This window comes from Acidimicrobiia bacterium (genome assembly GCA_016650365.1).
Classification (GTDB): domain Bacteria; phylum Actinomycetota; class Acidimicrobiia; order Spongiisociales; family JAENVV01; genus JAENVV01.
The window spans coordinates 1-15,984 of the sequence record JAENVV010000150.1 but is presented as its reverse complement, the minus strand read 5'-3'; the positions used below and the strand labels follow the sequence as shown (position 1 = coordinate 15,984).

Sequence of the window (15,984 nt, the reverse complement as noted above, 5' to 3'; positions counted from 1 at the left end):
GGTGTGACTGCCGATAGATCGGGGGGTTGGGTGAACCGGGGATTTCCATCGGCGTCGACGGATGGGTCGGGAACGTCGACCCCCTCCGCGCGAAGACAAGCGGTGAACGCAAGCATGGCTGCTTCGGCTTCCTGGCCATTGGCAGCGCCGACCACCGTGGTCGACGTGGTGGTGGTTGATTCGATAGACGCGACCTCGGTGACCTGCTCGTCACCCCCGCAGGCTGCCAGCAGCATGGAAAACAAGAGTATCGGGATCAGTGGTCTGGTTCGCATGGTCCCAGTCTGGCAAAGTTCAGCCGCTATTTGCATTCGGCGGAACGCCGCTTGCTCAGCGGAGCGGTTGACCCCACCAGGCGGCCATGAGCGAACCCTACCCGGACGCCAGTGCCTGGACCAGCGCCGAACCGTTTTCGACGACCGGTTCTCCGTGACCCACCAGCACCACCGAGAAGTCGAAGCCCGCCATCTTGGCGATCGAATCGTTGGCTGCCGCCATATCCGACGTGTATTGCGGATTGGCACCGGTCAAACCGGTTCCGTCCGTACCGTTTAACGAGTCGCCCGCCACCAGAATCCCGGCCGATTCATCGAGCAGGGAGATGTGGCCAGGCGTATGGCCTGGCGTTGCGATAACCCGCAGATCGAACACCGAGTCCCCATGACTGAGACCGACGAGTGGACGGGGCGAGCGGATCGACGGCAGGTCGGCATTTCCGGCGTAACCAGAAGCACTGGCAGCCCCATCCATCACGGCTGCCCAGCTCCCGATGTGATCGGGGTGGAGGTGGGTGGCGACCACGTGAGAGACATCTGGCCATCCAAGGCCGATCTGTCCGAGCGACACGGCGATGGCCGGGGCGCTACCCGCCGTCCCCGTGTCGATGACGGCGGCTTCACCACCCCTCGCCAGGATGTAGGCGGACACCGATCCCAGGTTGACCCGCTCCCAGGCCGTGGAGCCCCCGAACCCGTTTCCCAGCGGGGGCGTAGTCGATGAAACCGGGGTTGACGAGGATCCGGGAACCGGCGGAGTCGTGGTTGATCCTCCCATTACCGACAACGATGTGGTGGAGGCAGGATCACTAGTTGCGCCGGACCCGCAGGCCGATACCACGACCATGGCGATCCCAAATTTGCCGAGGTCTTTCAGAAATAGACGCCGATCAATCATCTCAGCTCCTCGTGAGGATTCAATCGTATCGCCGTGGCCGCTCTAGCGCTTCCGGATGAATTCGATCCCCAACCAGGTAACCAACGATCCGATCATGTTGGCCAGCAAATCAAAAGAGGCATCACGGCGTAGCGCCGTGCCACGCAACAGGTCGAGACCCAGTTCCAGGACCTCGTTGGATACCCCGAGAATGGATGCCACCGCCACGACTATGAGAAGCCGATGTTTCCACGTCGGGGCGGACACGTGGGAAATGAAATACATGGCGACCAAGGCCGACGTCGTTCCGCCTCCGACCAGGTGCTGGGAGAACGTGGCGGTATGTTCGCTGAACCAGGGGCTCGGCAGATCCCACGAGACGGCCACCGCCAACGCAGATCCCACCAGCCAAAGATGAGCCCGCAACTTGGGCGATCGACTCATGCTCATGAGCAACAGAGGAGGAAGGGTCAGGATGACCGCAGCAAAGACCAGGGTGACAACGGGAAGCATCACAGCCATCCTAAGCCCGGGCCGCCGCCTGTCAGTCGAGCCTCTCAGAGATCTTCACCGTGCTGTGGACCTCGACTTGATACCGGCCTTCCAGTCTTTGCTGAAGCGCCCAAATGGCCGGCTCGGCATCTGGCCATCCGGGTGGCGCATGATCGGAGCAACGAAGCGAAAACGTGTCGCGGTCCATGGCCGTGACACTCCCACAGACCGACAGATCCCGCCGGGTAATGCCACACTCGCCAACCAGCCAGATGGGCCTGACGATCCGGGCGGCCTCAGCCCTGACCCCCGATTCGGTCGCAATCATCCGCTCCGACAGCTCCACCGGCCCGATCGCCCGAAGGGTGCCCCGCCCAAGGGTGGAGTCTCCGAATGCGTCAGATCGTTCCCAGTACGCATGAATCCCACATCCGCACACGGTGGCCGGGGGCGCATGATCGGGGGTGCGGCGATGATCCCGGTACCACTCGGATACTCCAAAGTGAAGGCTCGGCGGTAGACATCGAGCCCGGGCCGAGCGATCCCGCCACACAAAGTCACGTTCGGTGGATGCCAGTGCCGGCAGGCCGTCTTCCTCGTCACGAATTACCCGCCACACCCGCCAGCCGGACGCCAACCCGCGGTTCTCTGCTCTGACGTGGGTGCGGGCCACAAATTACCTCGTGGCCGAAGGCAACACCGATCGCCTCATGAGGAGGAACCGCCGCCGCCCGCCTTGCGGATCACCGCCATGATCTCTTCACAGGTCTTACAGACCGGGTACCGTTGTGGATCCCGGTTCGGAATCCACACCTTTCCACAGAGGGCCATCACGGGCACGCCCTCGATGTTGGCGCGAACGATGTCGTCTTTCTTCACATAGTGAGAAAAGCGGTCGTGGTCGCCGTCGGTATCGGTCGTCTCTGGTCGGATGTCAGTTTCAGTCGAGTTCACTTCGACATTGTGCCACATGCTTCAAAGAGCGCTACCCGGCATCGACCCGGCCGGGTCGCCCTCATCGTCCGACCTAGGAGGCGAGGTCCTCTGAGAATCGGCCGACAACCTGGTCGACTCCCGCCATGAGTTCGTCAAGGTCATGCGGCTCACAGATGAGCGGGGGCGACAACATCAATTTTGCATTGCCCCGGTCATCAGCCCGAATCAGCAGCTTGGCATCCTTGATGTATTTCGGCAGCCGCTCCTTGACGTAGAGAGCGGTTTCGTCAGCGGTCAATTGTTCGGCCCGCTCACGGCTCCGTCCGAGCTCGATCGCGTAGAAGTAACCCATCCCTCGCACATCGGTTACGACGTCATAGGTATCGGAAAGTTCCTTGAGTTTGGCCTTGAAGTATCCCTCATTCGCCGCGACGTTCTCGACGACTCGCTCAGACTGCATAGCGGTGATGTTGGCAATCGAGGTGGCCATTACGACTGGATGTCCACCCCAGGTAGCCCCATGGGTAAATGATCCATCGTGTTCGACGAGGAGGTCGTTGACCAGCGCGTCGCGAATCACGACGCCGCCAATCGGGGCGTATCCGGAAGTAGCCCCTTTGGCAAAGGTTATGAAATCGGGCTCTGCGCCGACCAGCGGTGAGCCGAACCAGTCGCCAAGCCGCCCGAACCCGGTGATCACTTCATCAGCGAGCAAGAGAATGTCATACTGGTCGCAGATCCTGCGCAGCTCTTGCCAGTACCCGTCCGGCGGCACCAGCGCGCCGCCACTGTTCTGCACCGGTTCGGCCGCGATCAGCCCGATGTTCTCCGGCCCAAGACGAAGCACCGCCTCTTCAAAAGCGTCTGCGCCTCCCCCTGGCTCAAGCGTATTGGGGACCTTGTGGGTGTTCGGCAAGAGCGGATAGAACGGCGTCCGGATACTCTCAAGGCCGGTGAGAGAAAGAGCTCCCATCGTCGTGCCGTGATAGGAGACGTTACGGCTGATGATCCCCGTCTTGGTCGGATTCCCCCGGGTGTAATGGTATTGACGAGCGAACTTGATCACCGACTCGACGGCTTCTGAACCAGAGCTGACAAAAAACACCGAGTTCATGTCAGCCGGAGCCAAATCACTGATGAGCTTGGCGCACTCAAGCGACGTTGGATGGACGGCCGCCCAGGTGGGGGTATAGGCGAGCAGCTCCATCTGCTTGGCTGCGGCAGTGGCCAGGTCCGAGCGACCGTGACCGAGTTGGACGACGAACAACCCGGCCAGGCCGTCAAAGATCTTGGTGCCTTCATCATCCCAGAGGTGAACCCCCTCGCCCCTCACATACATCGGCACGGTCCCCTCGGCCCAGGCCTTGCCACTCGTGAAATGCAAGATCATGTGGCGGAGATCCGCTTTGTTGACGCCCATCATGCTCCTTGAGAAAGTTGCTGAGACGATACCTGTCGGTTGGACCCAGGTAAAGTGCCAGAATCGCCCCGTTGGGCAGTACCAATCTGGATTGAGCAACCAATTCTCCAGGGGACGTGCCGGGACGGCCAGGATTGGAGGAGGCATGAGTCGAAAACCGATTAGCCAGGTCCCGATCGGTCTCGATCCGCACTCCAAGGAGCCACTGTATAAGCAGCTTTCGAAGGCGTTGATCGAAGCGATCGAACAGGGTCAATTCGACACCACTGAGCTGCTGCCATCGTCGCGGACCCTGGCAATGGACCTCGGCCTGTCCAGGAACACCGTCAATCTGGCTCTGCAATACCTCATGTCCGACGGGTACATCACCTCGGTGGCCCGTATCGGACATATGGTCAATCCAGAATTCCAAGCCCACCTCGATGACACCCCTCGTCCAAGAGTCGAGCACCTGGAATGGCAGAGTCGATTCTCGACCCCACCCAGCGACGAAGGTCACGTGTGGAAGCCGGCCGGTTGGTCTTCATATCCGTACCCGTTCATCGCCGGGCAGATCGAGACGGCCATGTTCCCCACCAAATCCTGGGGGCGGTCCATGCGCCTGGCACTGACGGAGGAACACGCCGGAACCAGCCTCCACGATCTCGTAGATCGAGACGATGCGCTCCTCATCGAGATGCTGCGCCGTCACATCCTGCGGGCGAGAGGGATCACCGCGCAACCCGAGGAAATTCTTATAACACTCGGCTCGCAGCACGGTCTCGGTCTCGTGGCCACGGCGTTGCTGAACGGCCAATCAACGGTGGCCATCGAGGAACCTGGCTATCCCGACGCCCGGCATATGTTTCGTTCTCGTGGGGCAACCATTCGGGCGTTACCGGTCGACGAGCAGGGGGCGGTCATCCCGTCCGATCTCTCCATGGTGGACCTCGTGTTCGTCACGCCGTCCCATCAATACCCCACCAATGCGACCTTGTCGATCGGGCGTCGCCACGCCTTGCTGAACCAGGCATCGCGAGATGATTTCGTCATTGTTGAAGACGACTACGACTCAGAATTCCGGTATCTGGGTCAATCGACACCTGCCATGAAGAGCATTCAAAACTCCGGCCGGGTGATTTACCTCGGCAGCTTCTCCAAATTCCTTGCTCCCGGTCTCCGCCTGGGATTTGTGGTTGCGGAACCCACCCTCATTGAGCACTTGCGCGACCTGCGTCGTTATCAACTCCGCCATCCGCCCGGCATCCTCCAGCGTGCTCTGGCCCTGTTCATCCAAAGTGGTGACTACAACCGCTCGGTCCGACGGATCCGCAACGTGTACAAGGAGAAGTGGATCGCCATGTCAGAGGCGGTAGAAAAGCACATACCGTGGCCCGTCCCGATCCCGACCGGAGGCCTCTCGATCTGGGTCGGCGGACCGGTCGACTTCGACGCCACCACGATGGCCGAACTGGCCATCGAAGAAGGGGTGGTCGTCGAGGCCGGCGGACCATGCTTCGTTACCCCTCCGATTCCGCGCAATCATTTCAAGCTGGGGTATGCATCAACTCCGCTCGGGGCCATTGAACCAGGACTGGCGATTATCGCCCGCGTGATCGATCGACTCCGCTAAGCCGGCACTGGTACCTGTAACGCTGACGGTTCTGGCTCTTTACGTGATACCAACCACGGTGTACCTTAATGAGCGTCCCTGGGACGATAGGTAGCCCGCGCGTGGAGGTAGACAGATGCGAGTCGGAGTCGTCCGTGAGACCAAGATCGACGAGAACCGAGTTGCTCTGACGCCATCGGGTGCCCACGCTCTCGTTGAGGATGGTCACGACGTAATCGTTGAGAGCGGGGCAGGCTCCGGATCCCGCATCGGGGATGCCGAATACCAGCAAGCGGGCGCCCTCATTGTCGATTCAGCCAGTGACGTATGGGGCTACGCCGACATCATCGTCAAGGTGAAGGAACCGCAGGAGACAGAATTCGAATACCTGAGGGATGACCTCACGTTGTTTACCTATCTTCACCTGGCGGCCTACCCGGAGGTGGCCAGGGCGCTGACCGACAGCGGCACGACTGCCATCGCCTACGAAACCGTCCAATTACCCGATCGATCGCTTCCTCTGCTGGCTCCGATGTCCGAAGTGGCCGGCCGCATGTCGGTCCAGGTCGGGGCCAGATTCTTGGAGAGCTACGCCGGAGGCCGGGGGATCCTGCTCGGCGGCGTCCCCGGGGTCGAACCCGCCACCGTCGTGATCATCGGCGGCGGCGTGGCTGGATCCAACGCTGCCCAGATGGCTTACGGCATGGGGGCAGACGTCCATGTCTTTGATATGAGTCCCGTTCCACTCCGCGCCATCGACCGGCAATATCACGGAGCGGTCAAGACCCGGGTTGCCAGCCCGTTCGACATCAAGAACGCAGCCACCAACGCCGACCTCATCATCGGCGCCGTGCTGCTCCCCGGCGCTCGCGCCCCGAGACTCCTGAACCGAGAAGATGTCACCAAAATGCGGCCCGGATCAGTACTCGTGGACATCTCGATCGACCAGGGCGGCTGTTTCGAAACCAGCCGCGAAACCAAACACTCCGACCCCACATACATCATTGACGAGGTTGTCCACTACGCCGTCGGAAACATCCCTGGTGCCGTACCCCGTACGTCGACCTTTGCCCTTACGAACGTGACAACGCCCTATCTGAGGCTGCTGGCGAGTGAGGGCCTCGATGCCGCCATGGACCGCCGACCCGAATTGGCCGGCGGCCTCAACGTTCGCCACGGTCAGATCGTCCACGACGTCGTCGCCGCTCAGCTGGCCGTCTAGACCACCCCAACCATCACCGGCATCCAGGCACCGACTGCGGGGACACGTAGACTCCCCGAATGGAGCAACCCCAACGCGACCAAACCGTGACAACTCCCGGAAGCCAATCGCTCGACGGTGTGCCTAGCCGCATCGAGGTCACCCAGGGGCGGCAGGCATCGGTTGGTGGGATGGGGGTCGTGCGGGTGCTTCCCACGAAGGGCCGGCGGACCGTCGGGCCGTGGTGTTTTGTGGACTGCTTTCTCCCTGACGAGTTCTCGGAACCCAAGCCCATGGAGGTCGGCCCTCACCCTCACACCGGCCTCGCCACGGTCACCTGGCTGTTTGAGGGAGAGGCTTTGCACGGAGACTCGCTTGGCACCCAACAGCTGATCAAGCCAGGCCAGCTGAATCTCATGACCGCCGGACGGGGCATTGCCCATGCCGAACTCGGGGTGACCCCGGCGGGGCGCGGATTCCAGATGTGGCTCGCCCAACCTGAGTCGACCCGCCACGGCGGATCGCGCTTTGAGCACCACAACCAATTGCCGACCCTCACCATCGGAAACACAGAGGCAACGGTCATCCTCGGATCACTCGGATCGGTGAGCTCGACCGCCGTGGTCGATTCCGAATTGGTTGGAACCGAGTTGAAGATGCGACCGGGTTCTACCGTCATCCCGGCCGACGACCGATTTGAGTACGCCATCGTCCCCATCGATGCGTCCGTCAAAGTCGGCGAAGCCGTCGTCGAACCGGGTTGGCTCGGCATGGTGCCGGTCGGTGCAGAATCACTTTCGATCGAGGCCGGATCGGGCGGTGGCCGGATCATGCTCCTCGGTGGGGTCCCACTCGGCGAGCGCATCCAGATGTGGTGGAACTTTGTGGCCCGGACCCGAGACGAACTCACCCAGGCCTGGCAGGACTGGCAAGATGACAACACCGATCGCTTCGGATCGGTCGATTCCAGCCTGGCCCGGATCGAGGCTCCACCTCCTCCGTGGATCACACAGAAAGACCGATAGCCAACGTCGACCTGGGGGTGCAGTCCGGACCATCTGCTGGTATGCATCGCAGAACACGCCAGAAGCCACTACCATTTGGCCGGCAAAGTCTGACAAATTGCGACAACAGGGAAGGGTTCTGGTGAGTGGCGACCGGGAAACAAGGCTATTGGCAACAATTCAGGCCACGATGCAAGCCGGGGTCGACGCCGGCGTCATTCGGGTTCGAATCACCGACGACGAGTTGAGTGGAACCAACATCAAGGTGAACGGTCGCGACCTCGTCAATTTCGGGTCATGCTCATATCTCGGTCTTGGACAGGATCTTCGCCTCAAAGAAGCCGCCACGAACGCGGTTCATCGTTTCGGGCCGAGCTACTCGTCGTCGATCGCCTACGCATCGATTGATCTCTACACCCACCTCGAGACCCGCCTCATGGAGATGTTCGATGGGCATACGGTCATACCGGCGCCAACCACCACGCTGGCTCATTTGGCCGCCCTCCCCGTCCTGGTTTCCCGGGACGATCTTGTCGTAATCGACATTCGCGCACACGCCTCCCTCCATTTGGCTGCCGACGTCCTGCGGGGACGAGGCATTCAGGTGAAAGTCGTCAGGCACAGCGACATGACCGGCCTTCGGGCGACTCTCACCAAGATGGCGCCGAACTACGAGAAGGTCTGGTATCTGCTCGATGGGGTCTACTCGATGTTCGGCGACGTCGCTCCGGTTGGCGAGATCGACCACCTGATGGACGAGTTCGAGAACCTGTTCGTGTATTACGACGACGCCCATGGCTTCGGATGGGCTGGACCAAACGGAGTTGGCTACGTCCTTGAGAACACCAAACTGAGCGATCGCATGATCGTGGCAGTTTCGTTATCGAAGTCTTTCGGTGCCGGTGGAGCCGCTTTAGCCGTCGGCGATCCCGCGCTGGCCAGAACCATCATCTTGATGGGCGGAACGCTGACCTTTGGCGGGCCAATCCACCCTGCGGTCCTCGGAGCTGCCGTCCGATCAGCCGACCTTCACCTCAGCCCGGAGCATGCCGAACGTCAAACCTTGCTCTATGAGCGCATCGATCTCGTCAACCGCCTGGTGGTCGAGCATGGACTGCCCGTGCCATCACTTGACAGGACTCCGATTACGTTCGTGCGAGTTGGCACCCCAGACAACGTCATTCGGATGACCAAGGTCATGATGACCAACGGGTTTTTTCTGAACGCGGCGGGGTACCCCGCCGTACCCTTGCGAGAAGGCGGCGTACGCTTCACGGTGACCGCCAGCCATTCGTTGGCGGAGATCGAGGCAATGATCGCAACGTTGGCGGAATACATCAACCTGCCGGACATGATCGACTTGTCAGATGATCCAGCCGACCTCACTACGGCCAACAAGACGTCCTCGTGAGTGTCATTAACTAACAAATACCGACATTTTCATCAAGTAGACCCTGGTGACAGCCGATATTTGACTAGATGCAAGTCAGCATGCCCCAATTAGGTCTCGCAACCAGGAATTGGCCATCGGCGATATGGAAGCCGATGGCGTTTGTGGCGATAATGGTCATCCTGGCAGTCTCAACAGCGATCTCTCCAGAGACTGCAGAAACCGCTGGCACCGTCGCCGTAGCTCTCGGCTACGTCACCGGCGGTTGGCTCGCCCTTCGCCATGCGGGAAAAAATGAGGGTCGGGAGCGGCTCGTTTGGCGGCTCATCGGAGCGGGTCTCTCGTCGGCCGCCACCGGCGTGATTCTGCTGTCCGTACTCGAAACCATCGGGGCACATCAGCCAGCTTTTGGACCAGTCGACATATTCTTCATCTTTGGCTACGTCGGTGTCCTGGCGGGGGCGGCTTCACTCCCGAACGCCTTCGCAGGGCGACGCGACCTGGCTCGCACGCTCATCGACGGAATCGTGGGAGCAGTATCCATCGGCACCCTTGGATGGATCCTCGTCGTTGGCGACCTGATCGGCCACCACCTATCCAGCACCAGTTCCTGGGCTCGTTGGGTGGGGACGGCGTATCCGCTCCTTGACATCATGATCATCATCCTGTTCGTGACGCTCCTGAGCCGTCGATCCCAATACCGGCTCGACCTTCGTCTGTCGTTCCTGGCCTTGGGAGGCGTCTTTCAGGTCGCGGCAGATCTCACGTTTCTTACCTCGGGCGTCCGATCGAATTTCGCTGATACCCACCCGGTCTTCCCGCTATTTATCATCGCTTCGGGGTTCATGGCGGGTAGCGCCTACTTCGCCGGCGTGACGCCCAAACCACGAGAATACACCGAGCGGGCCGTCCATTTCCTGGCAGCTGGCGCACCATACGGGGTGGCTTTGACTCTGGGAGCAATCGCTCTGTTCTCACTCCCACACGCTGGATTCGACAAGACCACCCAGCTCCTCACCTCGGCCACATTGGTCGCCGGGTTCTTCGTCATCGTCCGCCAAAGCCTCTCCATCCATGACAACCGCGTCCACCTCGACCAGAAGCGAAGTGATCTCGTTTCATCCATCTCGCACGAACTACGGACTCCGTTGACAGCAATAGTGGGTTTCCTCGATCTGATGAATGACCCGGACAGTGGGCTGACCGCCGAAGAACAGAATGACCTCATTACTGTCACGTACCGCGAAGCCGCCCGTATGGCACGCATCGTCGCGGACGTTGTCTTGCTAACCCGCTTTGACCCCAACGAAATAGCGCTCGTTGAGGAAACAGTCGAGTTCAGCACGGTGATTGACGAGACGCTCCGCATTATCGAAGCCCCCAACACCCATATTGAGGTCCTCACGCAAGAAGACCTCGTGGCGACCGTCGATCGGGTTCGTGTACAGCAGGTGCTCGTCAACCTCGTCGAAAACGCCGTTCGATACGGCAGCGGCGAGATCGCCATCGTCGCACAAAATCGTGGGGGCGACCTGGTGATCGAAGTCCACGACAATGGACCGGGCGTTCCCAAACATGACCAACAAGTCGTTTGGCAACGTTTCGAGCGCGGTGCGAATCGGTTCAACGCCGCCATCCCCGGTTCCGGCGTCGGCTTGGCCGTTGTAGCGGCCGTAGCCAGCTCACACGGCGGTAGCGCCACCTACGAAGAGTCTGACATCCTGGGGGGCGCCTGCTTCAGGGTCAACCTGCCTGACCGGTGCCTGGACCACAAACCATCACCACTCCGTGCCGCTCTTCATACGACTATCGATCTCCCTCTCAGTCCGTCACTGACCCCGGGACGTCGCTAGCCTCTTGACCGAAAAGGAGACGGCGATCGGCCGCTTGGTCCACGATACGACGGCGCATGCCTGAGAAACCCCGGATGTCGCTCCGGACCTCGTTGAGAACGTTGCCAAGAACCGTCGTGGCGCTCGGATTCGTCAGCTTCTTCACGGACCTATCCAGTGAGATGATCTACCCCCTGTTGCCGGCGTTTCTCGTGACGGTTCTGGGGGCCGGGGCGTTGGCGCTCGGGACGATCGAAGGCATTGCCGAATCCACGGCCGCCGTACTCAAGGTCTTCTCCGGACGGTGGGCGGACCGAATGCAACGCCGCAAACCGCTCGTCATGGCCGGATACGGCATATCAGGGCTCGCCCGACCGCTGATCGGCCTCGTCGTGGCTTGGCCAAGCGTCGTCGTGCTCCGATTCACCGATCGCATCGGCAAGGGAATTCGAAGCTCTCCCCGCGACGCCCTCATCGCCGATGTGACTCCCCCAGCGCGCCTGGGCGCCGCGTATGGCTTGCACCGGGCCATGGATCATGCCGGAGCGGTGGCCGGTCCGCTGGTGGCGGCCGGCCTCCTGTTGATTCCCGGGATCGGACTGCGCCAAGTGTTCCTTTTGGCGGCGGTCCCGGCAGTCATCGTCATGCTGGTGCTGGTATTCGTGGTGAAAGAGCCTGGCGACCGACCGGTCGCCACCGGGGAGCCTCGGTCTCTCATCGAAGGCTGGCGAGCCACGGACTCGTCGTTTCGACGGTTGCTGTTTGCCGTCATCATTTTCACCCTTGGCAACAGTACCGACGCCTTCCTGTTGCTTCGTCTCACCGACGTCGGGTTCGCTCCTGCCTGGGTGGCAGTGCTCTGGTCGCTTCACCATGTAGTGAAACTGGTTTCCAACCTGTACGGCGGCCAACTGTCTGATCGGGTTGGCCGCCGGGGCCTGATTGGGAGTGGTTGGGTACTTTATGCAGGTATCTACCTCGGCTTCGGGCTGACAACGGACGCGACCAGTCTGGTCATCTTGTTTATGGTCTACGGGATCTACTTCGGTTTAACCGAACCCGTGGAACGGGCCTGGGTCGCCGCGCTGGCGCCGGCCGAGGCTCGCGGTGGAGCGTTCGGCTTCTATCACGGTTCGGTCGGCCTCACCGCCCTTCCGGCCAGCCTCCTCTTTGGGCTTCTCTACACCACACTCGGACCGGCAGCGGCCTTCGGAACCGGAGCCGCTCTGGCCATCATCGCCACGGTCCTGCTCCTCCGGGTCAGTCCGACCGTCCCAAATACCGCGCAAGTTTGACCCGATTCCACGCTAGGTTTTTCCCGATGACCACTTCCTTCTATCCATTTGTCTCTGGCTGCCCTACGTGCGGGTTCGACATCGAAACCTGGGACATGCCAGATGCCATTAGAACCATCAGCCATGCAACCGACTTGGTCGACCTGGCCTGCGAGTCGATGCGACCCGAGTTGTTGGATCAGCACCCGGATGAAACCTCGGCGTCCATCGCCGACCAGATCATCGGCCTCTCCGAGTTTCTTCACACGGTTCGAGGGATGATTGTCCACGCCATCCGGGGTCCTGAGCCGACCGACGAGGAGCGGGAGAGCTCATTCCAACCCGTACTCGAGTCACTCGGCCACGAAACGGAATTGACGATGGGCGTTCTGCGAGACCTGACCCCTGCCGGGTGGGACGGGTCAGTACCTGAGGCCAACACCGGTCACGAAACAGTCGGCCTCGCCGTCCGACACCTCGCCCACGCTGTCCTGCATCTGCAAACGACCATCGGCGCCACCCGAACCGAGCTCGGCGATATCGTGGACATCGGCAGAGGGGAGGTCGTCCAGGTTTCTGGGTCAGGCGGTGGACTGCCCAAACTCCCGCTGCTGACAGCGACCATTGACAAGACGGGTGTGGTGGGCGACCGCCAAGCCACCCGCCGCCATCACGGTGCCCCGTTTCAGGCTCTGTGCCTGTTCAGCGCCGAAGTCGTCGACGAGTTCCAGGCACAGGGCCACCCGATCACCTACGGGTCAGCCGGCGAAAACATCACGATCCGGGGACTCGAATGGTCGAACCTCCGCGCCGGTTTGGAAATCAAGATCGGCGAGGTGCTCTGCCGTCTGACCGCCCCGGCGGTTCCCTGTTCACAAAACACGCCATGGTTTTCCGACGGCGACTTCTCCCGGCTCTCCCATGACAAACACCCCGGTCAGTCCCGCTGGTACGCCAGCGTGGTGAGCGGAGGCACGGTCAACCCGGGCGACGAGGTGAACCTCGCCTGAAGCCCAGAGCTCAGATCACCGGAGGGTCGGAAACCGGCAGGTCGAGTGGTGCGGATGCTCGGGTTCGTCGGAGCCCGGACCGTCTTGAGTCGGCGGTAGCCGGGTCGCCGCCTAACGGTGCTCCACTGCCACACCGCCGACCAGGATCTCACGAGCTGAGACCTCAAGGAATGGACAGGTCGATCGCGTAGTCGAGAAGATTGCGGGCTTCTTCGGCCGAAAACGTTCCCGCCAGGAGCCCGTTCGCGATGCCCGTCATGGTTGCGACGAGCACAACGGCCTCCGAGTGCGGGACCGTCCCGGGGCGCGCTTCGCCTTCGGCGACCGCACGCTCCAGTTCATGCTGAATCGTCTCGATCAAAGATGTGTCCAGACCCGCTTCTTGCGAGGTACCGAGAGAGGGATCGGTGAGAGCGGCCGTACGGAGTGCGATGAACACGAGCATGGCCTCACGTCGCTCGCTATCGAGAGGCAGGAACTGGGCGAGGATGGTGTCGATCCTGGCTTTCGGTCGAGGGTCCGACCCCAAACCCTGAAGCGCCTCACCGATGCGGGCTACAGCTTCGTTTCCAACTTGTTGGAGCGTGTCGGCCAGGAGTTGGTCTTTGGTCCCGAAGTAGTACTGGACGAGACGCACCGAGAGTCCCGCTTCTTTGGCGATGCTCCGGAAGGTTGCTGCCTGCAGCCCGCCGCTCACCGTTGTACGGACCACCGCCTCGATTATCTGTATCCGACGCGCGTGTCGATCGGCTTCACTCATCGCGCCTCGACTCGCTCAATGAAGTCGAGGATCGTCATGGTGGTGAGTTCCGGATATTGGAACGGGAGGCCGTGCTGGGCATCTGGCACTATCAGCGTCTCAACATCTGGCATGAGCCGCTGAGCGCGTTCGGCGGCACTCACCGGGTTGTACAGCTCGGTCTTTCCACCCATATAGAACAATGTTGGGACGGTGATCCGTTGAAGCTCATCGTCGGTGAAGCGCTTCGGAAAAGGAAGGCCCTGTCTAAAGTTCTTCGCTCCGAACAGCACGGCCTCCATCTCGCCGGGCGCAAATTCAACTCCCGGAGATATGCGCTCAGCGAACTCTTGCAAGGCGTAATCGCTGAACTGCGCTTTTACTCCAGCCACAACCATCGCCCCCAGAAACCGCCGACTTACCCGGTCGATCGCTCCCCCCGGTTCGATGGCAACCAATGAGCCGATCGTCGTTGATCCCAACGCCGAGCACATCGCCACGTAGCCACCCTCTGAGTACCCAACAAGGTGCGGCGCATCAAGATCTAGCTGTTCAATCACACCATTGAGCCAAGCTGCATATTCAGAAGAGCCCGCGATGGGCTTCGTTTGCCTGCTGCGGCCGAGAGCCCCGATCGTGTCGAGCGCAAGAACATTATGCGATGCCGCCAGCGGCTCTACGAGCCTCCACCATGCCAGTGAAGTACCAATATTGGGATGTACGAGCACGATCGGCGATCCTCCTGCTTTGCCAGAACGCCGGACATGAGTCGTACCAAAGTCGGTTTCAACGTCCAGCTCCTCGGACGGCACCGGCCAGTTCGTCAGCATCTCGTCATACATCTTGAAGAACTTCGCTCGAGCTTCATCACTCTTGAAACGGCCGATCTTGGCCTCTGGCATGTCTTGCCCTTCCTGAATATTGATACAAGCGTATCACAAAATTTAGTACGGCTGTATCAAACAATATTCCGGCCTCCCGAATCCTCTGGCCAAGGCGAAGATCTGCCCTAGCAGGCGCTGAAAATTCAGACACGCTTACAAAATGTAAAGGAGTAAGATCGGAAGGGCCCCATGGAGCAGACGCAATGGCCAAATTCTTGATCTTGTACAAGGGCGAAGCCACGGATATGTCGGACATGACACCAGAACAATCCCAGGCCGTCATGGCCAAGTGGGCCGACTGGATGGCAGGGTTGGGTCGGCCGTAGCCGACATCGGAACCCCCTTGGGTGCCGGGACATCAGTGCTCGATAACGGCTCCGAAGGAACTGCCGAATCCTTGACCGGCTATTCAATTCTTGAGGCCAGCGACATGGCCGCCGCCAAAGCGCTAACCGACGGGCACCCATATCTGAGTGACAACGACGGTTTATTTGCGATCGATATCTACGAGATGATGGCCGTTCCTGAAATGTAGAACACCAGGTTGACGAGGGTCGGCCGTCAATCTGGGGCGGTCGATCTCGTTGGGGGACATAGCCCGGGACGTTTCTTCCGCTGGTGAGTGGCGTTGGGGGGGCGGTTCGCCTTGGGGGCACTTAGGTGGAGAGGACGAGTCTTGAGTCCGTCGCCTGCCGTTTCTGTAAACGATGCGGCAACAGCGTGTGGGCGGTTGGGGAGTTAGGAGCTCGCCTGGACCGTAACGGTCGGGAAGGTCTCGTCCTGTGGGGTTGGCGGGACGGAGGTCGGTGACCCAACGGCCGATGCGAGTGTCCGGGGGACGGCGTGACCGGAGGTCACGTTGCAGAACGGCGTGCCCGTTGTGTCCGTCTCGGGTCAGTCCGTAATCTCAACAAGTCAGCGACAACAAGTGGGGCGATGGGGGGAGTTGGGAAGATCTCCTGTGGTGCGTCTCGGTGGGGGTAGAGGGCCTCGTTGTCCCCTCCGAGCAGGCAAGTGTTGGGCTGGTTCTTCTTTTCGTGCATCGACTCTCGGCTGGTC

General features: G+C 60.9%; 16 protein-coding genes. 8 read left to right on the top strand and 8 right to left on the bottom strand.

Annotated features, from left to right (window positions below; all coding sequences use genetic code 11):
• The 6 genes from JJE47_09135 to JJE47_09110 form a co-directional block, all read right to left on the bottom strand.
• On the bottom strand, positions 1 to 275 hold a 275-nt coding region (locus JJE47_09135), incomplete at its 3' end, for a hypothetical protein (protein ID MBK5267585.1).
• Positions 276 to 372: 97 nt separating this feature from the next.
• Positions 373 to 1,173, bottom strand: a complete 801-nt coding sequence (locus tag JJE47_09130; protein MBK5267584.1) for an MBL fold metallo-hydrolase — start codon at positions 1,171 to 1,173, stop codon at positions 373 to 375.
• 42 nt (positions 1,174 to 1,215) lie between these two features.
• Positions 1,216 to 1,668 (bottom strand): hypothetical protein, encoded by a 453-nt coding sequence (locus JJE47_09125; GenBank protein MBK5267583.1) that lies wholly within the window; start codon positions 1,666 to 1,668, stop codon positions 1,216 to 1,218.
• A gap of 28 nt (positions 1,669 to 1,696) precedes the next feature.
• Positions 1,697 to 2,317 carry a hypothetical protein gene (locus tag JJE47_09120; GenBank protein ID MBK5267582.1) on the bottom strand — a complete coding sequence of 207 codons (621 nt, stop codon included), beginning with the start codon at positions 2,315 to 2,317 and terminating at the stop codon, positions 1,697 to 1,699.
• Positions 2,318 to 2,352: 35 nt separating this feature from the next.
• Positions 2,353 to 2,616 (bottom strand): DUF3039 domain-containing protein, encoded by a 264-nt coding sequence (locus JJE47_09115; protein ID MBK5267581.1) that lies wholly within the window; start codon positions 2,614 to 2,616, stop codon positions 2,353 to 2,355.
• Positions 2,617 to 2,671: 55 nt separating this feature from the next.
• Positions 2,672 to 4,003, bottom strand: coding sequence for an aminotransferase class III-fold pyridoxal phosphate-dependent enzyme (locus tag JJE47_09110; protein MBK5267580.1), 1,332 nt, complete (start codon positions 4,001 to 4,003; stop codon positions 2,672 to 2,674).
• A gap of 142 nt (positions 4,004 to 4,145) precedes the next feature.
• Here JJE47_09110 and JJE47_09105 point away from each other — a divergent pair, with 142 nt between their 5' ends.
• From JJE47_09105 to JJE47_09075, 7 genes are all read left to right on the top strand, one after another.
• Positions 4,146 to 5,612, top strand: coding sequence for a PLP-dependent aminotransferase family protein (locus tag JJE47_09105; protein ID MBK5267579.1), 1,467 nt, complete (start codon positions 4,146 to 4,148; stop codon positions 5,610 to 5,612).
• A gap of 115 nt (positions 5,613 to 5,727) precedes the next feature.
• Positions 5,728 to 6,813 (top strand): alanine dehydrogenase, encoded by a 1,086-nt coding sequence (gene ald / locus JJE47_09100; GenBank protein ID MBK5267578.1) that lies wholly within the window; start codon positions 5,728 to 5,730, stop codon positions 6,811 to 6,813.
• A gap of 59 nt (positions 6,814 to 6,872) precedes the next feature.
• Positions 6,873 to 7,817, top strand: coding sequence for a pirin family protein (locus JJE47_09095; GenBank protein ID MBK5267577.1), 945 nt, complete (start codon positions 6,873 to 6,875; stop codon positions 7,815 to 7,817).
• Positions 7,818 to 7,965: 148 nt separating this feature from the next.
• Positions 7,966 to 9,207, top strand: a complete 1,242-nt coding sequence (locus JJE47_09090) for an aminotransferase class I/II-fold pyridoxal phosphate-dependent enzyme (protein ID MBK5267576.1) — start codon at positions 7,966 to 7,968, stop codon at positions 9,205 to 9,207.
• A gap of 68 nt (positions 9,208 to 9,275) precedes the next feature.
• Positions 9,276 to 11,039 carry a hypothetical protein gene (locus tag JJE47_09085; protein ID MBK5267575.1) on the top strand — a complete coding sequence of 588 codons (1,764 nt, stop codon included), beginning with the start codon at positions 9,276 to 9,278 and terminating at the stop codon, positions 11,037 to 11,039.
• A gap of 74 nt (positions 11,040 to 11,113) precedes the next feature.
• Positions 11,114 to 12,313, top strand: coding sequence for an MFS transporter (locus JJE47_09080; protein MBK5267574.1), 1,200 nt, complete (start codon positions 11,114 to 11,116; stop codon positions 12,311 to 12,313).
• A 26-nt stretch (positions 12,314 to 12,339) separates the two neighbouring features.
• Positions 12,340 to 13,302 carry an MOSC domain-containing protein gene (locus JJE47_09075; GenBank protein ID MBK5267573.1) on the top strand — a complete coding sequence of 321 codons (963 nt, stop codon included), beginning with the start codon at positions 12,340 to 12,342 and terminating at the stop codon, positions 13,300 to 13,302.
• 163 nt (positions 13,303 to 13,465) lie between these two features.
• On the opposite strand, the gene JJE47_09070 is transcribed toward JJE47_09075, so the two are convergent.
• Both JJE47_09070 and JJE47_09065 read right to left on the bottom strand, forming a co-directional pair.
• Positions 13,466 to 14,062 (bottom strand): TetR/AcrR family transcriptional regulator, encoded by a 597-nt coding sequence (locus tag JJE47_09070; GenBank protein ID MBK5267572.1) that lies wholly within the window; start codon positions 14,060 to 14,062, stop codon positions 13,466 to 13,468.
• A complete protein-coding gene (locus tag JJE47_09065) occupies positions 14,059 to 14,943 on the bottom strand; it encodes an alpha/beta hydrolase (GenBank protein MBK5267571.1) in 885 nt (294 codons plus the stop codon). The genes JJE47_09070 and JJE47_09065 overlap by 4 nt, the downstream gene beginning before the upstream one ends.
• A 343-nt stretch (positions 14,944 to 15,286) precedes the next feature.
• On the opposite strand from JJE47_09065, the gene JJE47_09060 reads away from it, so the two are divergent.
• Positions 15,287 to 15,460 carry a hypothetical protein gene (locus JJE47_09060; protein MBK5267570.1) on the top strand — a complete coding sequence of 58 codons (174 nt, stop codon included), beginning with the start codon at positions 15,287 to 15,289 and terminating at the stop codon, positions 15,458 to 15,460.
• The last annotated feature ends 524 nt before the right edge of the window (positions 15,461 to 15,984 follow it).

Bases quoted from the DNA above. Each gene is read 5' to 3' on its own strand.
- JJE47_09130 (MBK5267584.1), bottom strand. From the start codon at position 1,173: ATGATTGATCGGCGTCTATTTCTGAAAGACCTCGGCAAATTTGGGATC.
- JJE47_09115 (MBK5267581.1), bottom strand. From the start codon at position 2,616: ATGTGGCACAATGTCGAAGTGAACTCGACTGAAACTGACATCCGACCA.
- JJE47_09110 (MBK5267580.1), bottom strand. From the start codon at position 4,003: ATGATGGGCGTCAACAAAGCGGATCTCCGCCACATGATCTTGCATTTC.
- JJE47_09105 (MBK5267579.1), top strand. From the start codon at position 4,146: ATGAGTCGAAAACCGATTAGCCAGGTCCCGATCGGTCTCGATCCGCAC.
- ald (MBK5267578.1), top strand. From the start codon at position 5,728: ATGCGAGTCGGAGTCGTCCGTGAGACCAAGATCGACGAGAACCGAGTT.
- JJE47_09095 (MBK5267577.1), top strand. From the start codon at position 6,873: ATGGAGCAACCCCAACGCGACCAAACCGTGACAACTCCCGGAAGCCAA.
- JJE47_09085 (MBK5267575.1), top strand. From the start codon at position 9,276: ATGCAAGTCAGCATGCCCCAATTAGGTCTCGCAACCAGGAATTGGCCA.
- JJE47_09080 (MBK5267574.1), top strand. From the start codon at position 11,114: ATGTCGCTCCGGACCTCGTTGAGAACGTTGCCAAGAACCGTCGTGGCG.
- JJE47_09075 (MBK5267573.1), top strand. From the start codon at position 12,340: ATGACCACTTCCTTCTATCCATTTGTCTCTGGCTGCCCTACGTGCGGG.
- JJE47_09070 (MBK5267572.1), bottom strand. From the start codon at position 14,062: ATGAGTGAAGCCGATCGACACGCGCGTCGGATACAGATAATCGAGGCG.
- JJE47_09065 (MBK5267571.1), bottom strand. From the start codon at position 14,943: ATGCCAGAGGCCAAGATCGGCCGTTTCAAGAGTGATGAAGCTCGAGCG.